We start from the raw sequence: 20,674 nt of genomic DNA, 5'->3' as shown, positions 1-20,674 counted from the left end.
TATATATATATATATATTATAAAACATTTTTCAATTGAACTCAATAGTTTTATTTTTTTATATTTGTAATTTCAACCTAAAAATTTTACTACATTTAACTAACCTATACTTTTATTACTTTACAAAATATAATTAAAAGAAGTGTCAATATTTATTATTTTAATACAACTGAATTTAATTCTGCTTTTATTGAGATTTTAACTAAAAACCCCCAAAAAGGAAATTTATAATTTATCCTTTTTGGGTCTATTGTAAAAGGTAACCTCTAAAAAATTATACACATTTTTAGGGAGATATCATCCTAACAAATTAAATTTTTATACTTTTAATTATCCTATTGACCCTTCCATTTCAAATGAAATTAATCTGTTTAATTCAACAGCGTATTCCATTGGAAGTTCTTTTGTAAATGGTTCGATGAATCCCATAACTATCATTTCTGTAGCTTGTCCTTCATCTAAACCTCTACTCATTAAGTAGAATAGTTGTTCTTCTGATACTTTAGATACTTTTGCTTCATGTTCTAATGATACGTTAGAGTTTTTAACAATGTTATAAGGAATAGTATCCGATGTTGAATATTCATCTAAGATTAAAGTATCACATTCAATGTTCGAACGAGAACCTTCTGAGTTTTTACCGAAGTGAATCCATCCGCGGTAGTTAACTTTTCCACCACGACGAGACATTGATTTTGAAACAACAGTAGATGATGTTCTCGGTGCTAGGTGAATCATCTTAGATCCTGCATCAAGTACCTGTCCTTCACTAGCCATTGCGATAGATAACGTACTTCCACTTGCTCCTTCGCCAACTAATATACAAGCTGGGTATTTCATAGTTAATTTAGAACCTAAGTTTCCATCTACCCATTCCATAGTTCCGTTTTTCTCAACAATTGCACGCTTAGTAACTAAGTTGTATACGTTTGTCGACCAGTTTTGAATAGTTGTATATCTGAAACGAGCATTTTCTTTAATAAAGATTTCTACTACAGCAGCATGCAGTGAACTTGCCGAGTAAGTTGGAGCTGTACATCCTTCTACATAATGTAGTGAAGAATTTTTCTCAATAATAATTAATGTACGCTCGAACTGTCCCATCTTTTCACTGTTAATTCTAAAATATGCTTGAAGCGGAGCTTCTACTGATACATTTTCCGGACAGTAGATGAATGATCCACCTGACCAAACTGCAGAGTTTAATGCAGCGAACTTATTATCGTTAAAATCTACAGCTTTAGAGAAGTATTCTTTGAAAATTTCTTCATGATTTTTTAACGCTGTATCAGTATCTTCGAAGATAATTCCTTTCTCTTCGAATTGTTTATGCATATTGTGATAAACTACCTCTGACTCATATTGTGCAGATACACCTGCTAAGTATTTTTGTTCCGCTTCTGGAATACCAAGTTTTTCGAAAGTATTTTTAATTTCTTCAGGAACTTCGTCCCATGAGCGTTCTGTTTTTTCTGATGGTTTTACATAGTAAGTTAAATCCTCAAAATCTATTTCTGATAAGTCTCCACCCCATGTAGGCATAGGCATTCTGTAGAACTCTTTTAATGCATTTAGACGGTATTCTAACATCCATTGTGGTTCTTCTTTTCTTTCAGAAATAGTTTTAACAATCTCTTTTGTTAGTCCTTTATCAGTCTTAAATATAGATACATCTTTATCTGAAAATCCATACTGATAATCGGTAAACATTTCTTCATTTTTATTCAATGCAATCACTCCTTCTTCTATTTATTTTCTTCTAAAATTTTTTCTGTAATTTTCCATGCTAAAGTAGCACACTTAACTCTAGCTGGTAGTTGCGAAATATTTTGTAATGAAATACTATCTTCTAAGTTCTCTTCATTAAATTCATTTCCCATAATCATATTTAAAAAGTCTTTAATCTTGGTATTAGCTTTTTCTACTGATAAACCTTTTAATTCTTCAGTTAACATAGAAGCTGAAGCTAGTGAAATTGAACAACCTGTTCCTACGAATTTTATATCTTCGATAATATCATCTACTAATTTCATACTAACTGTTATTTTATCACCACAAGACGGATTTAGCATCTCCAACTTATAACTACTCTCTATTTCTCCATTATTTCTAGGATGTTTACTATGATCTAAGATTACTTGTTTATATAAACTTTTTAAATCACTAAAACTCATTGTCAAAAAACTCCTTCGTTTCTTTTAAAGTTTGAATAAAGAAATCTATCTCTTCTTTTGTATTATATAAATATAGACTCGCTCTTGCTACTGAGTATGTTCCTAACTTTCCTAATAATGGTTGAGTACACTGATGTCCCGCTCTTATACATATACCTTTTGCGTCTAAGAAACTTGTTAAATCGTGAGGATGTACACCTACCAAATTAAAAGTTATTAGCGAAACTCTATCTTCTATATTCTTTGTTCCATAAATCTCTATGTTATCAATCTTAGAAAGTTCAGAATACATATATTCAGTAAGTTCTTTAGTATACTTTTCAATATTTTCTAATCCGATACTATCTAGATATTTAATAGCAGCTCCTAATCCTGCAGCTTGCGCAAGCAGTGGTGTTCCCGCTTCGAATTTATCAGGAAGAATCGCCCATGTTGCCAAAGTTTCTTCAACAATACCGATCATGCCACCACCGAATTCAACCGGATCAAATTTTTCCAGTAAATGTTTTTTACCATATAATACACCAATACCGGTAGGTCCGCACATCTTATGTGCACTAAATGCTAAAAAGTCACAGTTCATTTTTTGAACATCAATCTTTAAATGAGGAACAGATTGTGCTGCATCTACTACAAAATAAACATCCTTATCTTTTAATAGTTCACCAATTTTATAAACCGGGTTTATATTACCTAATACATTAGAAGCATGGCACATTGATACGATTTTAGTTTTATCTGTAATAAATTCTTCTAATTGTTTTATACTTATTCTTCCTTCTTCATCTAATTCTAAATATTTTAAAACTAGATTTTTTCGTTTAGCTAGTTGTTGCCAAGGAATGATATTAGCATGATGCTCCATATATGTAAGGATAATTTCATCTCCCTCACTTACATCTTGTTCTAAAATTCTTGCTATGAAATTTAAACTTTCGGTAGTTCCACTAGTATAAATTATTTCTTCATAACTACTCGCTTTTATAAATTCTTTTACTAATTGTTTTGATTCTTCGTATATTTTCTCTGATTCATTACCTAAGGTATAAACAGATCTATGAATATTTGAATTATAATTTTTATAGTAATCTGTAATTGCATCGATTACTTGATTAGGTTTTTGAGTAGTAGCTCCATTATCAAAAAATATCAAATCATTTCCTGATATCTTTCTTTTTAATATAGGAAAGTCTTCTCTATATTTACTAAAATCTATCATTATTACTCACTCTCGTTATTGTTAATTTTTTCATCAATAAGCACTGTTACAAGTTCTTTAATTTTATCTACTGTCAATTCAGAGATTACTGGAGATAAGAATCCATGAACTAGTAATCTACTTGATTCTTTTCTTGTTAATCCTCTACTTTGTAAGTAGTATAGTTGTTCTTCATCAATACGGCCTAGAGACGCTCCGTGACCAGCCATAACATCATTTTCATCTATTAATAACATTGGGTTGGCATCAGCTTTAGCTTCCGAAGAAAGTGTCAGCATTCTTGAACTTTGATAAGCATTAGATCCTGTTGCACCTTTTACGATAAATCCAACACCATTAAATACGATGTGTGATCTATCTAATAATACACCATGTTGAAGAATATCACCTTTACTGCTTAATCCTTGGTTAACTACTTCACTATTAAAGTAAGTTTTTTGTTCTTTAACTCCTAGCGTTACTATCTTAAGATTAGCTTCAGAACCATCACCTAAAATGTTCGTTGTATTATCGTGATATACATCTGCTTCATCCATCGCTGCGACATTCCAGTTAATTAAAGAATCTTTATAAGTTAAACCACGGCGTAAAATAGTTCCACGTTTTTCACCTGGTTGATTCGTAATTGAACTGTAGTTGATTTGTGCTCCTTCGTGTGCAACTACTTCAGATACTAAACTGAATGGTACATTATCCTCTTTTTGATTATTTACGTAGTTTTCAATAAAGTTAAATTTTGCATTATTTCCAACCTGAATAGTCACATGGTTGAATAAACTTTGTTCTTTATCAGATATTACGATATACTGAAGCGGTTCTTCAATTACAGCATTATCTTTAACGTCTATAAATAATCCTGCATTTAATAGTGTATAGTGAACAGCAGTCACTTTACTTTCTGCATAGTCAACAACACTCATAAAACTATCTTTTATGTGATCATCATTCATAGCAGAAAAAATATCTTTAATTACTACTTTATCTGCATATTTTTCTGGAATATTAATATGAACAATAGTGTTATTCTTTTGAATTACAGCAAAATCATCACTATTAATACCGTATTCAGCTATTTCTATATTTCCTTCATTTTCTAATCTTAGAGTTGAAAAATCAACATTGAATAAGTTCCATCTCTCTAACTCCATAGACTCTAATTTTGGAAAAGGTAGCGTATAACTCTTATATAAAGCTAATTTTCTCGTATTTAAAAACCATGTAGGTTCATTAGTATTAGAAAAGATGCTTTGTAAAGTTTTAATACTTAGTTTTAATTTATTATTCTCCATATTAAACCTCTTCTTTTAACCAGTCATAACCTTCTTTTTCTAAACGAAGTGCTAATTCAGGTCCACCTGATTTTACGATTTTCCCATCCATAAGTACGTGTACAAAATCTGGCTCAATATAATCCAATAATCTTTGATAGTGAGTGATAATTAAACAACCGAAGTTTTCCCCACGCATTTTATTAACACCTTTTGATACGATTTTTAATGCATCGATATCCAATCCAGAGTCGATTTCATCTAAAATAGCAAATTTAGGTTCTAACATCATCATTTGTAATATTTCATTACGTTTCTTTTCTCCTCCTGAGAAACCATCGTTTACATAACGTTGAGACATTTTTAGATCCATTTCTAAAAATTCCATAGTCTTATCTAATTTTTTAATATATTGCATTAAAGGAATACTATCTTCACGTTGCGCATTAATTGCTGATTTAATAAATTCTGAAGTTGGTACTCCTGGTACTTCAGATGGATATTGCATTGCAAGAAATAGACCAGCACGAGCTCTTTCGTCTACTTCCATTTCTAGTACTTCTTCACCATCTAATAAAATACTACCACCATCTACTTCATATTTTGGATGGCCCATAATAGCTGATGCTAAAGTAGATTTACCTGCACCATTTGGTCCCATTACTGCGTGTATTTCACCAGATTTAATTTCTAAATTTAGTCCTTTTAATATTTGTTTTTCATTAATTGATACTTCTAAATTTTTAATATCAAGAACTGACATTTTATTTCCTCCATCTTTTGTATTTTAACGATTTAATGTATAATGTTACTTTTAATCGCTCTATTTATTAATATAATTATATAGTTTTTAAATTCATTTATCAAATTATTGGTTTGATTAAAATTAACATATTCCCTCTAAAATTTTAATAAAAAAATGATAAATCCTCAAAGTGTATTTGAAGATTTATCATAAATTTATTTTGAAAATTCCCACATAGCCACTATTTCAGTTTTTAATTCATCATAAGACCATTTTTTTAGCGTTCTTGTATAACTGTTTGGATCATTAATAATAAAATTATCATCATTATCTACTGCTGTGATAAGTATAATATGTCCTACTGTGGTAAATTTACCTGGATGTACTGATGCAATTATCGGATGTCCTTTACTTAAAGCAGATTTCATCGCTTCTTTATTTAAAGGTACTCCAGTTGAATTAACCCCATACTCTTTGGCAATATAATCGAAGAAACTCCATTTAGTTCCCGCATCAGTAAAATAACCATTTGCATCTTCTTTCACTGCAATATTCTTAGGCGTTATTGATTTATCATCTAATATCCCACTTAATGCCATTGCTACGCATGTTGGTCCACATCCCCCTATAGCAATATTTGTCTCACCTAACTTATCATAAGCCCAACGTTTATCCCATTGAATATAGTATGGATATTTTCTATTAATTTCCACTGTCTCACCCTCTTCAAACGGTGTAGCTTTTTGTCCAGCTAGATAGCCTAATATATATTGTGTTGCATCCTTGTTATTTACTAATAATTTTTGTTCAGCCTCTGGTAGATTTTCTCTTTGTAAATATATTAATTGTCCTATAAGATTACCATTTGCATTTTGAAGCAAATTATTTTCGACTCCACTTGGATTGGTAATAAATGGATAAGGTTGCGTTACCCCCTTTATACCATCTCTTGCATTAGCTACATTTTCTGTTTGTAACACATTAGTACTCTTATTTTCATCTTTTGAAATTTTATTGAACCAAGTAATCTTGTTTTCATCTTTTAAAAATTTATTAAACCAAGTAATCTTATTACTTTGATTAACATACAGTATAACTGAACATAGAACAATAAACGCAATTGTTATAATCCCTATTATTTTTCTTTTCATTGTTTCTCTCCTTTATTTACTCTTTAAAACTAAAATAACCCCTACAAAAATAACTATAATATATCCTATTAAACTTTGCAAGTCTGGTAACTCGTTAAAAAATATAAATCCTAAAATTCCTGAAAATAAGACTTGTGAGTAATCAAAAACTGAGATATTTTTCGCTGCTGCATATCGATAAGCAAACGTTACCCCATACTGCCCTATCGTTGCAGATGCTCCCGCTAATATTAACATCATTAATTGGTATATACTCATTTCTCTATAATCAAATATTAAATAAGGTAACAACAATAACGTTGATAATGAAGAGAAAAAGAATATAATGAATTCACCTGAAACATTATGCGTACCTAAGTACCTTACACAAGTATAAGCAACTCCTGAACAAAACGCTCCTAAGAGTGCAGCAAAAGCACCAAGACTAATAAGTCCATTACCTGTTGGTTTAATAATAAATCCCACACCTATAAAAGCTATTATTATAGCTAATAATTGGAATCTAGTAATTTTTTCCTTAAAAAATATATATGATAAAATTATTATAACAAATGGAGATAGTTTTTGTATTATTGTTGAATCAGCTAAACTAATATGACTTATCGCATAAAAATTAAATACTAAACCAATAGTACCGAAAACACTTCTCGATATTAATACTCCCCAAGCAATATTTCCCTTTGGAAGACTAATTGATTTTCTATGCTTTATTAGTGGAATAGCTGAAATAGCAACAGCAATTATATTTCTGAAAAAGCCTTTTTGCATAGCCGGTAAATTACCTGAGAGTTTTATAAATAGTGCCATTAAGGAAAAACCAAATCCTGCAATAATTATGCAAAATATTCCCATTAATATATTATTTTTTTTATCCATTATTAATCTCCAATAAATTAAAGATTTGAATAACAGTATTTTCTATATTTTTAATAGTAACATCTTTGTTCATTGCATTTTCTAAAGGTAAAAATTCTCTTTGAACTGTAAATGAAGAATCAACTAATTTCTTATTTTCATCGCTAAGTTGATTCAACTGTTCGTCAAGAATGCTACCAGCCAAGAAAATCACTTTTTTATTATATTTTTTCGCTATTTTAGCAAGTTCAATAGGGGCTTTTCCCATATAACTCTGACTATCTAATTTTCCTTCGCCTGTAATAAGAATATCAATTTCACTAATTTTTTGTTCTAAATCTAAATATTCAATCATAAACTTAGAACCACCCTGGATTCTACTATTACAAAAGGATAAGAATGCAAACCCAAGACCGCCCGCAGCACCACTTCCTTCAAAATTTGAAAAATCATTTTTTATTTTTTCAGAAACAAGTTTTGAAAAGTTTGTTATATATTTATCGACTTCTGCAAAATTTCTTTCATCTAATCCTTTTTGCCCTGAATAAACATAAGTTGCTCCATTTCTGCCATAAAGAGGGTTATTTACATCGCTAATTATTGTAAAGTTTGCATCTTCTAGTTTTTGATTAATACCACTCAAATCAATTTCACAAATTTCACTTAAATCTTTTATTCCATATCGACAAAGCTTTCCAGATTCACTTAAAAACCTAACTCCTAGTTCACTAAGCATTCCAATACCACAATCATTAGTTGCACTTCCACCCAATCCAATTATGAAGTGTTTAATACCCTTATTAAGTAAATGATTAATTAGTTTACCCAAACCAAGAGTGGATGTTTTATATGGATCTCTATCTACATCCAAAAGTTGTTTTAGTCCTATAACTTCCGCAATTTCTATAACAGCTTCTTTCCTAACTAAATTTTCTAGATAACTAACTATAATATCTTGTGAAGCGGCATTTACAGTTTTAAATTGTTTTTTCTCAAAATCATTAAATATATCTAAAAATCCATCCCCACCATCAGCAACAGCTTCTGTTAAAACTTCTAAATTAGTATATCTTTTACTTATTACACTTTTTATAGTATTTCCTATCTCTATTGAAGATAAAGAGCCTTTAAATTCATTAACAGCTACTAAGACTTTCATATAATTTCCACCCTCCTTACAATTAATTTATAATCTTTTAGTTAATTTTATCATCATTTTATTATTATTTAAAGTTTAAACAATGAAAATAAATAATAAAAACATTTTCATTTATAAAATTTACACAAATACTTTAAATTTATTATTTTTTTTAGTATAATAATTATGTAAAGTATTTTACTTTATGTTTAGGGTTAAAAATTAGAACTCACTTTTTGATTTATCAAAAATACAGTGTTAATTTGTCTGCTGCAGAAGCAAACTACTTTTAGTTTTACAATTATAAGTAATCCTCATGTTTGTGCCAGTAATCTACAGCTAACATTTTAAATATATTAGTTCTAAGAGTTTCTAATTCCCTAAAGTTAGGCTAATATAATAACTGTAAAAAACCACGAAGTTTACCCCTAAACTTTCGTGGTTTTTTATTGTATTAAAATAACTCATAATGGTATGAAAAACCACAATGAGTTACTTAAAATCTGTCGTGTATTATTTATCTCGTTTTAATAGATAATTCGCAAAATCTATTAATAAGTTATTATTTAATTTTTCAGCAATATTTATAGCATTCGTAGTATGCTTTTGAAGTAAGTCTTCACATTCTTCAATACCATAGAAACTAAGATAAGTAATCATATCTTCATCACTCGGTAGTTTTCCTATTTTCTCAAAATCTCCATAATAATCAAGAATATCATCTTTTATCTGATATGCTATTCCTAATTGTTGACCAAATTCTCTTATTTCTGAGTAATCGTTTGATTTATTAGCTACTAAGCAAGCAAAATCCATAGGAAGCTCAATTAAACGACCTGTTTTTAAACTATGCATTCTTCTTAAGTAATCTGCATCAACATTATAATTTTTTTGTTTAACATCATACACTTGACCAGCAATCATTCCCATAGCTCCTGAATAGTTAGCAAATTGTTTTATAAGTCTAACTTTTAAGTTAGGATTTACATCACAATCACTGAGAACCTCAAAGGCTAATGTAAGCATTGCATCTCCTGTTAGAACCGCTACATCTTGTCCATAAACTTTGTGATTCGTTAGTTTTCCCCAGCGATAATCATCATTATCCATCTCCGGAAGATCGTCATGTACTAGTGAATATGTATGAACTAATTCTATCGCCAATGCTATATCAAAATATTTACTATAGTCTACTTCGTAATACTTAAGTAAATACAAAAAAGATAATGGTCTTATTTTTTTTCCATCATTAACTAAAGAATACTTTATAGATTCTTTTAAAATTGCTGGCATTTCTAGTCTTTCGATATATTCTTTAGCAAAGGTATTTAATTTTTCTTTGTTTTCTTCTATGAATGCTTTAAAATTATTCATTTTCTTTGAAATCCTTTGTTAATTTAGCTACTTCTTTTTCAGCGTTATCAATTAATTCATTGCAATTTTTTATTAAATCTATTCCTTGCTTATAGCGTTCTAGCGAATCTTCTAGGGATAATTTCCCTGATTCTAATTCAGCAACAATTTTTTCTAAGTTCATTAAACTTGTTTCAAAATTTTCTTTACTCATTACTTAACTCCTTTATCGGATATATTATTTACATCGCACTCTAAACTTCCGTCTATAAGCTGTACAGTAACTTTATCTCCTACTATGGCTTCTTTTACAGTTGTTAATTTTTTATTATTCATAAAAGTAACTGAATAACCTTTTTTCATGATATTTAATGGAGAGTTTGCTTCTAGACGATTTATCTCATTGGTGAAATTTTCTTTGAAACGTCCTAACATGTCATATGAAATAAATCTATCAGATGAGTTAGTTAGTGTATTCTTCTTATCTTTAATCAATTGATGTAGAGTTTTGTTTAAGTCTTTTTCTAATATCTCCAGTGATTTTCTATATTCAATATAAATTTTAGAGTAATTCTTAAAATATGGATTGTTTTCACTATTAACAATTCTACTCTTATATGTTTGAATAGTATTATTTAAAATACTATTCAGTTTTTGAAAATTAAATTTTATTCTATTCTTTATATCTTCAATATTTGGTGTAACTAATTCAGCTGCTGCTGTTGGTGTTGAAGCCCTTCTATCAGAAACAAAATCAGCAAGCGTGGTATCTGTTTCATGTCCAATACCAGTAACGATTGGTGTACTACAATTAAATATGGCTCTAATTACTTCCTCAGTATTGAAACTCCATAAATCCTCTATTGAACCTCCACCACGACCTAGGATTATTACATCGTTTGATCCATCATCAGCTAGTTTTATATTTTTAACAATATCTTGAACTGAATTTTCTCCTTGAACCAATGTTGAGTATACATTAATCTTCGCTATAGGAAATCTTCTTTGAATAGTCCTTGTTATATCTTGTATGGCTGCACCTGTTTTAGCAGTTACTACAGCTATATTTTGAGAAAAACTAGGTATTTGTTTCTTATACTGAGGTAAGAATAAGCCTTCTTTTTCTAACTTTTCTTTTAACTCTAAAAATTTCTTATACAGTTCTCCAATTTTATCTTTTTTCATATCAACTACTAATAAATTATGTTCTCCCCTAGGGAAATAGTAATTAATCTTCGATTTAATTAAAACTGTATCTCCATCTTCAAATTCTTTAGTTTTTGCTCCAAACCATACCGCATTTATCCTTGTATTCTCATCTTTTATAGAAAAATAAATATTATTGTTATTGTGAAGTTTAAAATTTGAAATTTCACCCTTAATATATATTTCATTTAAGTATGGATCTAATAAGAATTTTCTCTCAATATATTTATTCAAGGCTGTAACGGTTAGATATGTTTTTTCCTCCATCTAACTTTACCTCTTATTTTATTGAGTTCTCTACAATACCTTTTAATACTCCATTAATAAATTTATAACTTTCATCTTTTTCGCTGTACTTTTTTGAAAGTTCAACCGCTTCATTGATAGAAACTTTATAAGGAATATCACTGTATAATATTTCATATGCTGAAATACGTAGAATTTGTCTATCCATTTTAGATAAACGATCTAGTTTCCAATCTTTTAAATTATTAGCAATTACAGCATCAATTTCTTCTTTCTTCTCAAGTATTTCTGTTAAAGTTTTATTAACATAAATACTAGTTGAAATTTCTTCTTGTTCCAAATCTAATAATTCAATAAAATCTAGTTCAGTATTTTCTACTTGAAATAAAATTTTAAAAACTGCTTCTCTAAGTTCGTGTCTGCTCTTCATCTATATCTCCTAAATTAAAAATCAATTCCCAGAATATTTACATTTACTGTCTTTGTATTTATTTCAGTCATGTTGAAAATAGAATTTCTAACATTTTCTTGGATTTTCCTTGCTGTCTTAGCTACCGAAAATCCTGTTTTTAGATTACAATAAACATCAATAACTAATTCTGTTCCTGCAAATTCTAATTCTACCCCACGTGAATATACTTTTTTACCTAATAATTTAGATACTCCTTCTACTTCAGTTGCTGCAATATTAGCAATAACCTCAAGTGCACTTGGGTTAATTTCTACTTTTCCTAATTTTTTAGTTTCCATTTACATTACCTCCAAAATTATATTTAATACTATAAATATCAAATAGCACTAAATTATTATTCATCCATAATAATCCTTCTAATTATACCATATTTTAAACAAAAAAGGGAGAGATTACCTTAAAAATAGTTGTTTAATCTACTATTTTCATAGGCAATCTCTTCCGTTTATTTATGTATTATTAGTTATTAAATATTAGTTAATAATTCTTCGAATGCTTTATCTATATTATCTTTATTCTTAGCTCCTGCTTGAGCCATGTCTGGGCGTCCACCACCGCGTCCGTCACAAGCTGTTGCTAGAATATTTACTAGTTTTCCAGCATTATATTTATCAGTGATTGCTTTATCTACAGCAACTACAAAGTTTACTTTATCTTCATTTACTGAAGCAAAAGCAATAACATAGTTTTCTAATTTAGACTTAGCATTATCGACAAGTTGTTTTAAGTGATTCATGTTTTCTGATTCAACAACACTTGTTAATACATTTACACCATTTATTTCTTTAATGTTATTTACTAAGTTGTTTAACTCAGCATTAGCAATTTTTTGTTGTAAGCTTTCTTTTTCTTTAGATAATTTTTTAATTTCAGATTGTAATGCCGATACTTTTTCTACCACATTAGATGCATTAGCTTTTGTTAATTTTTCAACAGAACGAAGAGTTTCTTCTTGTTCTCTTAAGTACTCGTATGCTGCTTTTCCAGTAAGAGCCTCAATTCTACGAACACCTGCTGCTACTCCAGATTCAGATACAATCTTGAAGATACCTACTTCAGCACTGTTAGCATTGTGAGTTCCTCCACATAGTTCGATAGAGTAATCACCGATAGAAACAACTCGTACTACATCTCCATATTTTTCACCGAATAATGCTTGAGCACCAAGTTTTCTTGCTTCAGCGATAGGCATTTCTTCTGTTTTAATTTCTAAAGCATTCCAAATTTGTTTGTTTACTTCTTTTTCTACTCTTTCAATTTCTTCTTTTGTAAGTGGAGCGAAGTGAGTAATGTCAAATCTTAGTTTTTCATCAGTTACTAATGATCCCGCTTGTTTAATGTGTGTTCCAACTTCATGACGAAGTGCTTCATTTAACAAGTGAGTTGCTGTGTGGTTTTTCTCAACATTTAGTCTATAAGTTCTATCAACTTCTAGTTTATACTTTGTTCCTACAACTAGTTCACCTTCTACTACTTTAACGAAGTGAATATGACGTTTATCAGGAAGTTTCTTAACATCAACTACTTCTGCTTTGAAACCTTCAGCTAAAACTAGTCCTTTATCAGCTACTTGACCTCCACTTTCAGCGTAGAATGGTGTTTTATTAAATACAACTTTTACAATCTCATTACCTTTGTAGTTTTCTAATAAATTATCTTCTTTATCCACTATAGCTAATACTTTACCTTCATCCGAAAGACTGTTGTATCCAGTAAATTCACTATCACCGACTATTCTATTGTATAAGTCAGATTGCACTTGCATTGATGAATCATCTTGACGTGAAGAACGAGCACGCTCTTTTTGTTTTTCCATTTCTTCATTGAAGCCGTCAATATCGACAGTTAGTCCTAGTTCTTCAGCATATTCTTCTGTTAATTCAATTGGGAATCCAAATGTATCATAAAGTTTGAATGCGTCTTTACCTGAGATAACTTTTGTAGTATTTTTAACTTCACTAGCTATGTTATTTAAGATTGCTTCACCTTCATTTAAAGTTTCATGGAATCTATCTTCTTCTTTTAAGATAACATCTTTTACAAAGCTTGCACTTTCTTTTACATTTGGATAGTAATCTACCATGATTTCTGCAACTACATCAGTTAATTTATACATGAATGAGTTGTTTAATCCTAAAACTTTAGCAAATCTTACAGCACGACGTAATAATCTTCTTAAGATATATCCACGTCCTTCATTCGATGGTAAAGCTCCATCTGCGATTGCAAATACTACAGTTCTAATATGGTCAGCGATAACCTTAAATGCAACATCTTGTTCTGTGCTCACACCATATTTAGCACCTGAAAGGTTCTCAATTTCTCGAATAATCGGAATGAATAAATCTGTATCAAAGTTTGTTGGTACATCTTGTAATACTGATACAATTCTTTCTAATCCCATTCCAGTATCTATATTTTTCGCTGGAAGTTCTGAGTAAGTTCCATCTGCATTGTGATTGTATTGACTAAATACAACATTCCATACTTCAAGGTATCTATCATTTTCTCCACCAGGATACATTTCTTCTTTAGGTGACCATGTGTCAGCTTCTTCTCCACGATCATAGAAAATTTCAGTATTCGGTCCAGATGGTCCTTCTCCGATATCCCAGAAGTTACCTTCAATACGAATAATTCTCTCTTCTGGCAGACCGATTACATTTTTCCATAAATCATATGCTTCAGTATCTTCTGGGTGAATTGTTACTGATAGTTTCTCTTTTTCAAGTCCTAACCATTTTTCTGAAGTTAAAAACTCCCAAGCCCATGGTACTGCCTCATTTTTAAAATAATCTCCAATTGAGAAGTTACCTAACATCTCAAAGAATGTATGGTGACGAGCTGTTTTTCCAACATTTTCAATATCATTAGTTCTAATTGATTTTTGTGAGTTTGTAATTCTTGGATTTTCTGGGATTTCTCTTCCATCGAAGTATTTTTTCAATGTTGCTACTCCTGAGTTAATCCAAAGTAAAGATGGATCGTCAATTGGCACTAAAGATGCACTCGGTTCGATCTTGTGTCCTTTTTCTACGAAGAAATCTAGATACATTCTTCTAATTTGTGTTGATGTTAGTTGTTTCATTATTATATCTCCTTTCAAGCTAACAAAAAATAAAATAAAAAATCCCTTGTGTAAATAAGTTTACACAAGGGACGATTATAATCGTGTTACCACCCTAATTTAAGTACTTTGTACTCCTCATTAGTTTTTATAACGGCTTAAATGCCGATGAAGCATTAATTAGGTAGCATAAAAGTTATATTATGAATCCTTTTCACCACTAGACTCTCTCTGTTAAATAATATCGTTAACTTTTAATTCCTATACTTCATTATATATGTATGTTATTATAACTAGTTAAGTTACATTTGTCAATAGTTTTTACTCAGAATTTCTAATTTCAAATATTGCTTTTTTTTGCCAAAGTTTCATATTCTGCTTAAGAGTATCAAAACCATATTCAAAATTTAATGTATCTAAACTATTTATTTCTTTTTTTAATGTGTCTTTTTTTTGTTTAAAGTTTAAAGTTGCATTAATTTTATTATCTTTTATTGATAATACTTTCACTTCTAAAATCTCATCTTGTTTTATATAGCTACTAATATCAAATATAAAACAGTTTGTTATTTCAGAAATATGAATTAGTCCTACCATTTTATCACGAGTTTCTATAAAGGCACCATATGGCTTAACCGCCGTAACTTTAACCTTAATAATATCACCCGGACGAATTTCTCTATAACTCATTTTTAATTTTCTCTACAACTGCTTCAACTGTAAATCCGTATTCTTCGATTACTTTATTAGCAGGTGCAGATGCTCCAAATTTATCAATTCCGATAGCTAATCCATCTAAACCAACATATTTGTACCAAAGAGCACTGTTACCCATTTCTAATGATACACGACGACGGATATTTAATGGTAGTAATTCCTCTTTGTATTCTTTAGATTGCTCTTCAAATAATTCTACAGATGGCATACTTACTACACGTACTTTAGAACCATCTTTTTCTAGTTTACGTGCTACATCAATTGCTAATGCTACTTCTGAACCTGTTGCGATTAAAATAGTATCAAAGTCTGCCGCTGTTTCATAAACTACATAAGCACCTCTTGCAACTTTTTCAAATGAAGAATTTTCTAAAATTGGTAAGTTTTGGCGAGTTAGAACGATTGAAGTTGGTCTATCGTTAGTTTTTTGTGATAAGTACCAAGCAGCTTGCGTTTCAGTCGCATCAGCTGGTCTGAATACGTAAGTATTTGGTATTGTTCTTAATGATGCTAAGTGCTCGATTGGTTCATGTGTTGGACCATCTTCACCTACTGCAATACTATCGTGAGTGAATACATATGTTACCGGTAGATTTTGTAGTGCTGATAGTCTTAACGCACCTTTTAGATAGTCTGAGAATACGAAGAAAGTACCACCGAATACACGTACACCACCGTGTAACATCAATCCGTTTAATACAGTAGCCATTGCAAATTCACGAACACCAAATTGAACATTACGTTCTGTTCTGTGCGCATCATCTTGTAAGTTATCACCTTTAATAAATGTCATATTAGAGTGTGAAAGGTCAGCTGAACCTCCAAAGAACGTTGGTAATACTGCTGCAACACTGTTAAGTGCATCTTGTGATGAATTACGAGTTGCTTGAGCTTCTCCTACATTTTTAAAACTAAAGCTTTCTTTTGATAAACGTTTAATATCTTCTCGTGTAAGAGCTTCTTCTAACTCTTTTGCTAACTCAGGGAATTTAACTTTATAATTTGCATATAATTTTTCCCATTTAGCATATTCATTTTCTCCACGGTCTGCTACATTAGCTTTGAAATCAGCATATACATCTGCAGGAATGTCGAATGGTTCATTCTCCCAACCGATTTCTTTTCTGAATAATGCAGTCTCTTCATCACCTAATGGAGCTCCGTGAACACCATTTGTTCCTTGTCTATTAGGAGAACCAGCTCCGATAATAGTTTTAACTTCGATTAATGTTGGTTTGTCAGATTTTTTAGCTTGTTCAATTGCAGCATTAACCGCTTCAACATTTGCACCATCTTCAACTAGAATTGTATTCCATCCATATGCTTCATATCTAGCACGAACATTTTCCGAGAATGCATCTTTAGTTTCACCATCTAAACAAATATCATTTGAATCATATAATACTACAAGTTTATTTAATTTTTGCACCGCTGCAAAACTTGATGCTTCAGAAGCAACACCTTCCATGATATCTCCATCACCACAAATAACATAAGTATAGTGGTCAAATAGATCATATCCTTCTTTATTATATTTAGCAGCTAAGTATCTTTCTGCTAAAGCCATACCAACTGCTGTAGAGATACCTTGACCAAGAGGCCCTGTTGTAGCATCGATACCTTTAGTGTGACCAAACTCAGGGTGACCTGGTGTTTTAGATCCCCATTGACGGAAGTTTTTAACTTCTTCTAAAGATACATCTTCAAATCCTGATAAGTGTAATAGAGAGTATAATAACATTGATCCGTGTCCTGCTGATAATACGAATCTATCTCTGTTTATCCAATCTGTTTTCTTAGGATTTACTCTTAAATGTTTAGTAAATAAAGAATAAGCCATAGGTGCAGCACCCATTACTACTCCAGGGTGTCCTGATTTTGCTTTATTAATCGCATCAACACCTAAAACTTTTATCGCGTTAACTGATTTTTGTGACATAAATGTCCTCCTAAATTATAATTCTATTCTACCAGATATAGCTCTTGATAAGGTAACCTCATCCACATATTCGATATCACTTCCGAAAGAAATACCCTGAGCTATTCTAGTAACTCTTATATCTGTATTTTTTAAATATCTCGAAATAAAACTTGCTGTTCCTTCACCTTCAGGAGATGAATTTGTGGCAAGTATTATCTCTTTTACTGTTTCATCTTGTGCTCGTTCAAAAAGGGATTTTATGTTAATATCTAACGGACCGATTCCATCCATTGGAGAAATCAATCCATCAAGCACATGATACACTCCCCTATATTGTTGCATATTTTCCATTGCAACTAAGTCATTGTCATTAGCTACTACACAAATAGTCGATTTATCACGTCCATTATCTGAACAAATATCACATATATGCTCTTCACTAAGTCTTCCACACACTTCGCAATTAGTAAGTTTTTCTTTAAGATTTACTAAACTGTCTGCAAAGTTTTTAATATCATTATCATGCATTTTTAAAGTGTGAAATGCCAATCTTACAGCTGTCTTCTTCCCTATTCCTGGTAATAAAGAATAACTTTCTATTAAATCTAAAATTGGTTTTGGATATTGCATCTTATAGACCTGGGATACTTAATCCGTTTGTAAATTTACCTAATGTTTCTTCTTTTAGTTTAGTTGATTTTTCTAAAGCATCGTTAACTGCAGTTAACACTAAATCTTGAAGCATTTCAATATCTTCTGGATCAACTACTTCTTCTTTAATTTTAATATCTAAAATTTTACCATCACCATTAGCAATAGCTGTAACCATACCACCTGATACAGTACCTTCAACTGTTTGATCTTTTAATCCTTCTTGAGCTTCTAGCATGTCTTTTTGCATTTTTTGCATTTTTCTCATCATTTGTTGCATATTTCCCATTCCGCGCATAGTATTTCCTCCTAATGTCTAATTATATTATAATTCTATTTAAAATTTTACAACTTGTCAATAATTTGAAATTTATTTCAATTTCTTTCAATATCTTTCAATATCTTTTTCACGTTATTTCTAATCAGCTGTTTCTACAATTATGTCTCCAAATAGTTCATCTATTTTTGTAAGCTTCAGTTCTTCACCTTCACAATTTTCTTCGGCAATTTCCTTCACTGGATTTTTCAGTTCATCTTCCAAAAATTCATATTGATGATCTTGTAAAGTATATAAAGTATAATCAACACCTATAAATCTCTTAAAGAGACTCTCTAAATATTTTTTATATTTGGAATTTGGTGCCATTTTTACCATATTATCTACTTCATTAAATACTAGTAAACCACCTTCTTTTGAAGAAGCTATTAGTTTACAAGATTTAAATAATTCGCGCATCGTCGCTACTTCTGAATTATTGGTATTTAAACTCTCATTGATTATCCTAATAAAAACGTTTGATGCATATTCTGTAAGATTAGTACTTGATTCCTTCATAAGATTAAGTATTTTATCTTTATCTTTAATTATTACTTCTTTAATTTCTTCTTTTGGGATATTATCCCAACTAGTTGAAATCACCTCTTCATTAGTACTATCTGCTAAAACTTCATGTGAAGTATTGCTAATAGGATTTACTGATAAGCTATTTACATTTTTTCTTAATTGATTTAACTTATCTTCAAGTATTTTAATTCTATTCTCAAGTTCAACAGTTCTTACATTGGATACTGTATTTTCTACATTATTAACAACAGGAACTTTATTAATACCTTCTTCTTTTGAGCAAATCTTAACAATACATATTTGCATATAACTCATATACTCAGTAGAAAATCTAATAAATTGCTCCGTCTGTGACAAATACTCTATTATTTTATAAAAATAATCAAAATTAACATTTTCTATTTCTGATGATATTTTGTCAACATTATAAACAGTATATTTAGTATCTTTTAAATTTTTATATACTACTATATCTCTAGTTACGTTAATTAAATCATTAAGAAGTAATTTCGTATCTTTCGCTTGAGCAACAAACTCATTGTATTTTAATAAGGATTTTGTAACATCTCCTTGCAATAATCCTTTATAAAATTCAAGTATATCATCTTCACTAATAGACGATGTGACTTCCAATATATGATTTAATGTAATTTGTTCTGAGTAATTAGATACTTGATCTAGTATACTAATCGCATCTCTTAGACCACCTTTAGCAAGAGTTGCAATTTTCTCTATAGCTGCATCTTCTATTACTAAACATTCTTTTTCTGATATGTACTTTAATCTATCAATTAATTGTTCTTGCGAAAGATTCTTAAACTCAAATCTCTGACATCTTGATAATATAGTTGCTGGTATTTTATGAATTTCTGTAGTTGCTAGAATAAAAATAACATGAGCTGGTGGTTCTTCTAAAGTTTTTAATAATGCGTTAAATGCCGCTGTAGTTAACATGTGCACTTCATCAACAATATAAACTTTATATTTACCTTCTGTTGGCAAGAATTTAATTGCTTCTTTTATATCACGTACTTCATCTACACCATTATTACTTGCTGCATCAATTTCTATTATATCAACATTCTCTTTTTGATAAATTTCATTCCCATTAACCTCATTCGCGAATATCTTCGCTATAGAAGTCTTACCTGTACCTCGAGATCCATAAAATAAATAGGCATGACTAATTTGATTCTTGTCAATTGCATTTTTCAAAACTGAAACTATATGATTTTGACCTACAATATCATTAAATGTTTGCGGTCTATATTTCCTATATAACGCCTGAAACATACTTACCTCCTAAATTATTTTAACTAATTTATTATACCATATTTTTAATTTTACTTATAGTAAAAAAAAGAAGCAACTCAAAAATATCAATTTCTTAGAAATCAATTATATTGAGTCACCTCCTGTAAGTATTATTAGATATAAAGTAACTTTTATAAATTAAATTTAGATATCAATAAACCTCTACGGCTGAGAATTTTTATATTAACTTATCTTAAATTTAAGGATTTCAAGTCAAAACAATTAGTATTTTTTCTTTTTTAATATTTTACATTTGTTAAAGATGTTTTATGCAATAATAATACTGTCTCTTTATAATAAAGAATATATATTAAATAAAATAGAGTAAATCAAA

The 20,674-nt window shown here is 30.0% G+C and carries 19 protein-coding genes; all 19 read right to left on the bottom strand.

Features of this window, described 5'->3' with window-relative positions; translation table 11 throughout:
- Window positions 1–329 precede the first annotated feature (329 nt).
- Entirely contained in the window at window positions 330–1,709 is a 1,380-nt protein-coding gene (sufB, locus tag RWQ73_RS02990) for a Fe-S cluster assembly protein SufB (protein ID WP_035466867.1), read from the bottom strand.
- Between the two features lie 35 nt (window positions 1,710–1,744).
- Complete coding sequence (gene sufU / locus RWQ73_RS02985) at window positions 1,745–2,173, bottom strand: Fe-S cluster assembly sulfur transfer protein SufU (protein WP_314087092.1); 429 nt, start codon at window positions 2,171–2,173, stop codon at window positions 1,745–1,747.
- Window positions 2,163–3,389, bottom strand: a complete 1,227-nt coding sequence (locus tag RWQ73_RS02980; RefSeq protein ID WP_314406629.1) for a SufS family cysteine desulfurase — start codon at window positions 3,387–3,389, stop codon at window positions 2,163–2,165. The genes sufU and RWQ73_RS02980 overlap by 11 nt, the downstream gene beginning before the upstream one ends.
- Window positions 3,390–3,394: 5 nt before the next feature.
- On the bottom strand, window positions 3,395–4,681 hold the full coding sequence (gene sufD / locus RWQ73_RS02975) for a Fe-S cluster assembly protein SufD (RefSeq protein WP_314406628.1): 1,287 nt from the start codon (window positions 4,679–4,681) through the stop codon (window positions 3,395–3,397).
- 1 nt (window position 4,682) lies between these two features.
- Window positions 4,683–5,423 carry a Fe-S cluster assembly ATPase SufC gene (sufC, locus tag RWQ73_RS02970; RefSeq protein WP_003145337.1) on the bottom strand — a complete coding sequence of 247 codons (741 nt, stop codon included), beginning with the start codon at window positions 5,421–5,423 and terminating at the stop codon, window positions 4,683–4,685.
- Between the two features lie 197 nt (window positions 5,424–5,620).
- The gene (locus tag RWQ73_RS02965) at window positions 5,621–6,556 is read right to left on the bottom strand and encodes a C39 family peptidase (protein ID WP_314406627.1); all 936 of its coding nucleotides are present in this window, start codon (window positions 6,554–6,556) and stop codon (window positions 5,621–5,623) included.
- Between the two features lie 12 nt (window positions 6,557–6,568).
- Window positions 6,569–7,432 carry a DMT family transporter gene (locus tag RWQ73_RS02960; RefSeq protein ID WP_314406626.1) on the bottom strand — a complete coding sequence of 288 codons (864 nt, stop codon included), beginning with the start codon at window positions 7,430–7,432 and terminating at the stop codon, window positions 6,569–6,571.
- The gene (locus tag RWQ73_RS02955) at window positions 7,425–8,570 is read right to left on the bottom strand and encodes a glycerate kinase (RefSeq protein ID WP_314406625.1); all 1,146 of its coding nucleotides are present in this window, start codon (window positions 8,568–8,570) and stop codon (window positions 7,425–7,427) included. The genes RWQ73_RS02960 and RWQ73_RS02955 overlap by 8 nt, the downstream gene beginning before the upstream one ends.
- Window positions 8,571–9,062: 492 nt before the next feature.
- The gene (locus RWQ73_RS02950) at window positions 9,063–9,923 is read right to left on the bottom strand and encodes a farnesyl diphosphate synthase (RefSeq protein WP_314406624.1); all 861 of its coding nucleotides are present in this window, start codon (window positions 9,921–9,923) and stop codon (window positions 9,063–9,065) included.
- Entirely contained in the window at window positions 9,916–10,116 is a 201-nt protein-coding gene (gene xseB / locus RWQ73_RS02945; protein WP_314086490.1) for an exodeoxyribonuclease VII small subunit, read from the bottom strand. Before xseB ends, RWQ73_RS02950 begins: the two co-directional genes overlap by 8 nt.
- Window positions 10,116–11,375 (bottom strand): exodeoxyribonuclease VII large subunit, encoded by a 1,260-nt coding sequence (gene xseA, locus RWQ73_RS02940; protein ID WP_314406623.1) that lies wholly within the window; start codon window positions 11,373–11,375, stop codon window positions 10,116–10,118. The genes xseB and xseA overlap by 1 nt, the downstream gene beginning before the upstream one ends.
- A gap of 13 nt (window positions 11,376–11,388) precedes the next feature.
- The gene (gene nusB, locus RWQ73_RS02935) at window positions 11,389–11,784 is read right to left on the bottom strand and encodes a transcription antitermination factor NusB (protein ID WP_314406622.1); all 396 of its coding nucleotides are present in this window, start codon (window positions 11,782–11,784) and stop codon (window positions 11,389–11,391) included.
- 14 nt (window positions 11,785–11,798) lie between these two features.
- Window positions 11,799–12,104: an Asp23/Gls24 family envelope stress response protein gene (locus RWQ73_RS02930; RefSeq protein ID WP_314406621.1), complete on the bottom strand. Its 306-nt coding sequence runs from the start codon at window positions 12,102–12,104 to the stop codon at window positions 11,799–11,801.
- A gap of 188 nt (window positions 12,105–12,292) precedes the next feature.
- Window positions 12,293–14,914, bottom strand: a complete 2,622-nt coding sequence (gene alaS / locus RWQ73_RS02925) for an alanine--tRNA ligase (RefSeq protein ID WP_314406620.1) — start codon at window positions 14,912–14,914, stop codon at window positions 12,293–12,295.
- Between the two features lie 300 nt (window positions 14,915–15,214).
- Window positions 15,215–15,583, bottom strand: a complete 369-nt coding sequence (locus tag RWQ73_RS02920) for a S1 RNA-binding domain-containing protein (RefSeq protein WP_314406619.1) — start codon at window positions 15,581–15,583, stop codon at window positions 15,215–15,217.
- On the bottom strand, window positions 15,573–17,549 hold the full coding sequence (gene tkt, locus RWQ73_RS02915) for a transketolase (RefSeq protein WP_314406618.1): 1,977 nt from the start codon (window positions 17,547–17,549) through the stop codon (window positions 15,573–15,575). The genes RWQ73_RS02920 and tkt overlap by 11 nt, the downstream gene beginning before the upstream one ends.
- A gap of 15 nt (window positions 17,550–17,564) precedes the next feature.
- Complete coding sequence (gene recR, locus RWQ73_RS02910) at window positions 17,565–18,161, bottom strand: recombination mediator RecR (RefSeq protein ID WP_314396734.1); 597 nt, start codon at window positions 18,159–18,161, stop codon at window positions 17,565–17,567.
- A 1-nt stretch (window position 18,162) separates the two neighbouring features.
- Complete coding sequence (locus tag RWQ73_RS02905) at window positions 18,163–18,480, bottom strand: YbaB/EbfC family nucleoid-associated protein (protein ID WP_003144870.1); 318 nt, start codon at window positions 18,478–18,480, stop codon at window positions 18,163–18,165.
- Window positions 18,481–18,600: 120 nt separating this feature from the next.
- On the bottom strand, window positions 18,601–20,319 hold the full coding sequence (dnaX, locus tag RWQ73_RS02900; RefSeq protein WP_314406617.1) for a DNA polymerase III subunit gamma/tau: 1,719 nt from the start codon (window positions 20,317–20,319) through the stop codon (window positions 18,601–18,603).
- Window positions 20,320–20,674 lie beyond the last annotated feature (355 nt).

The sequence above is a fragment of the uncultured Gemella sp. genome, from assembly GCF_963525875.1.
Taxonomy (GTDB): domain Bacteria; phylum Bacillota; class Bacilli; order Staphylococcales; family Gemellaceae; genus Gemella.
The sequence above is the reverse complement of the archived record's forward strand: the minus strand, read 5'-3'. Positions and strand labels throughout refer to the sequence as shown.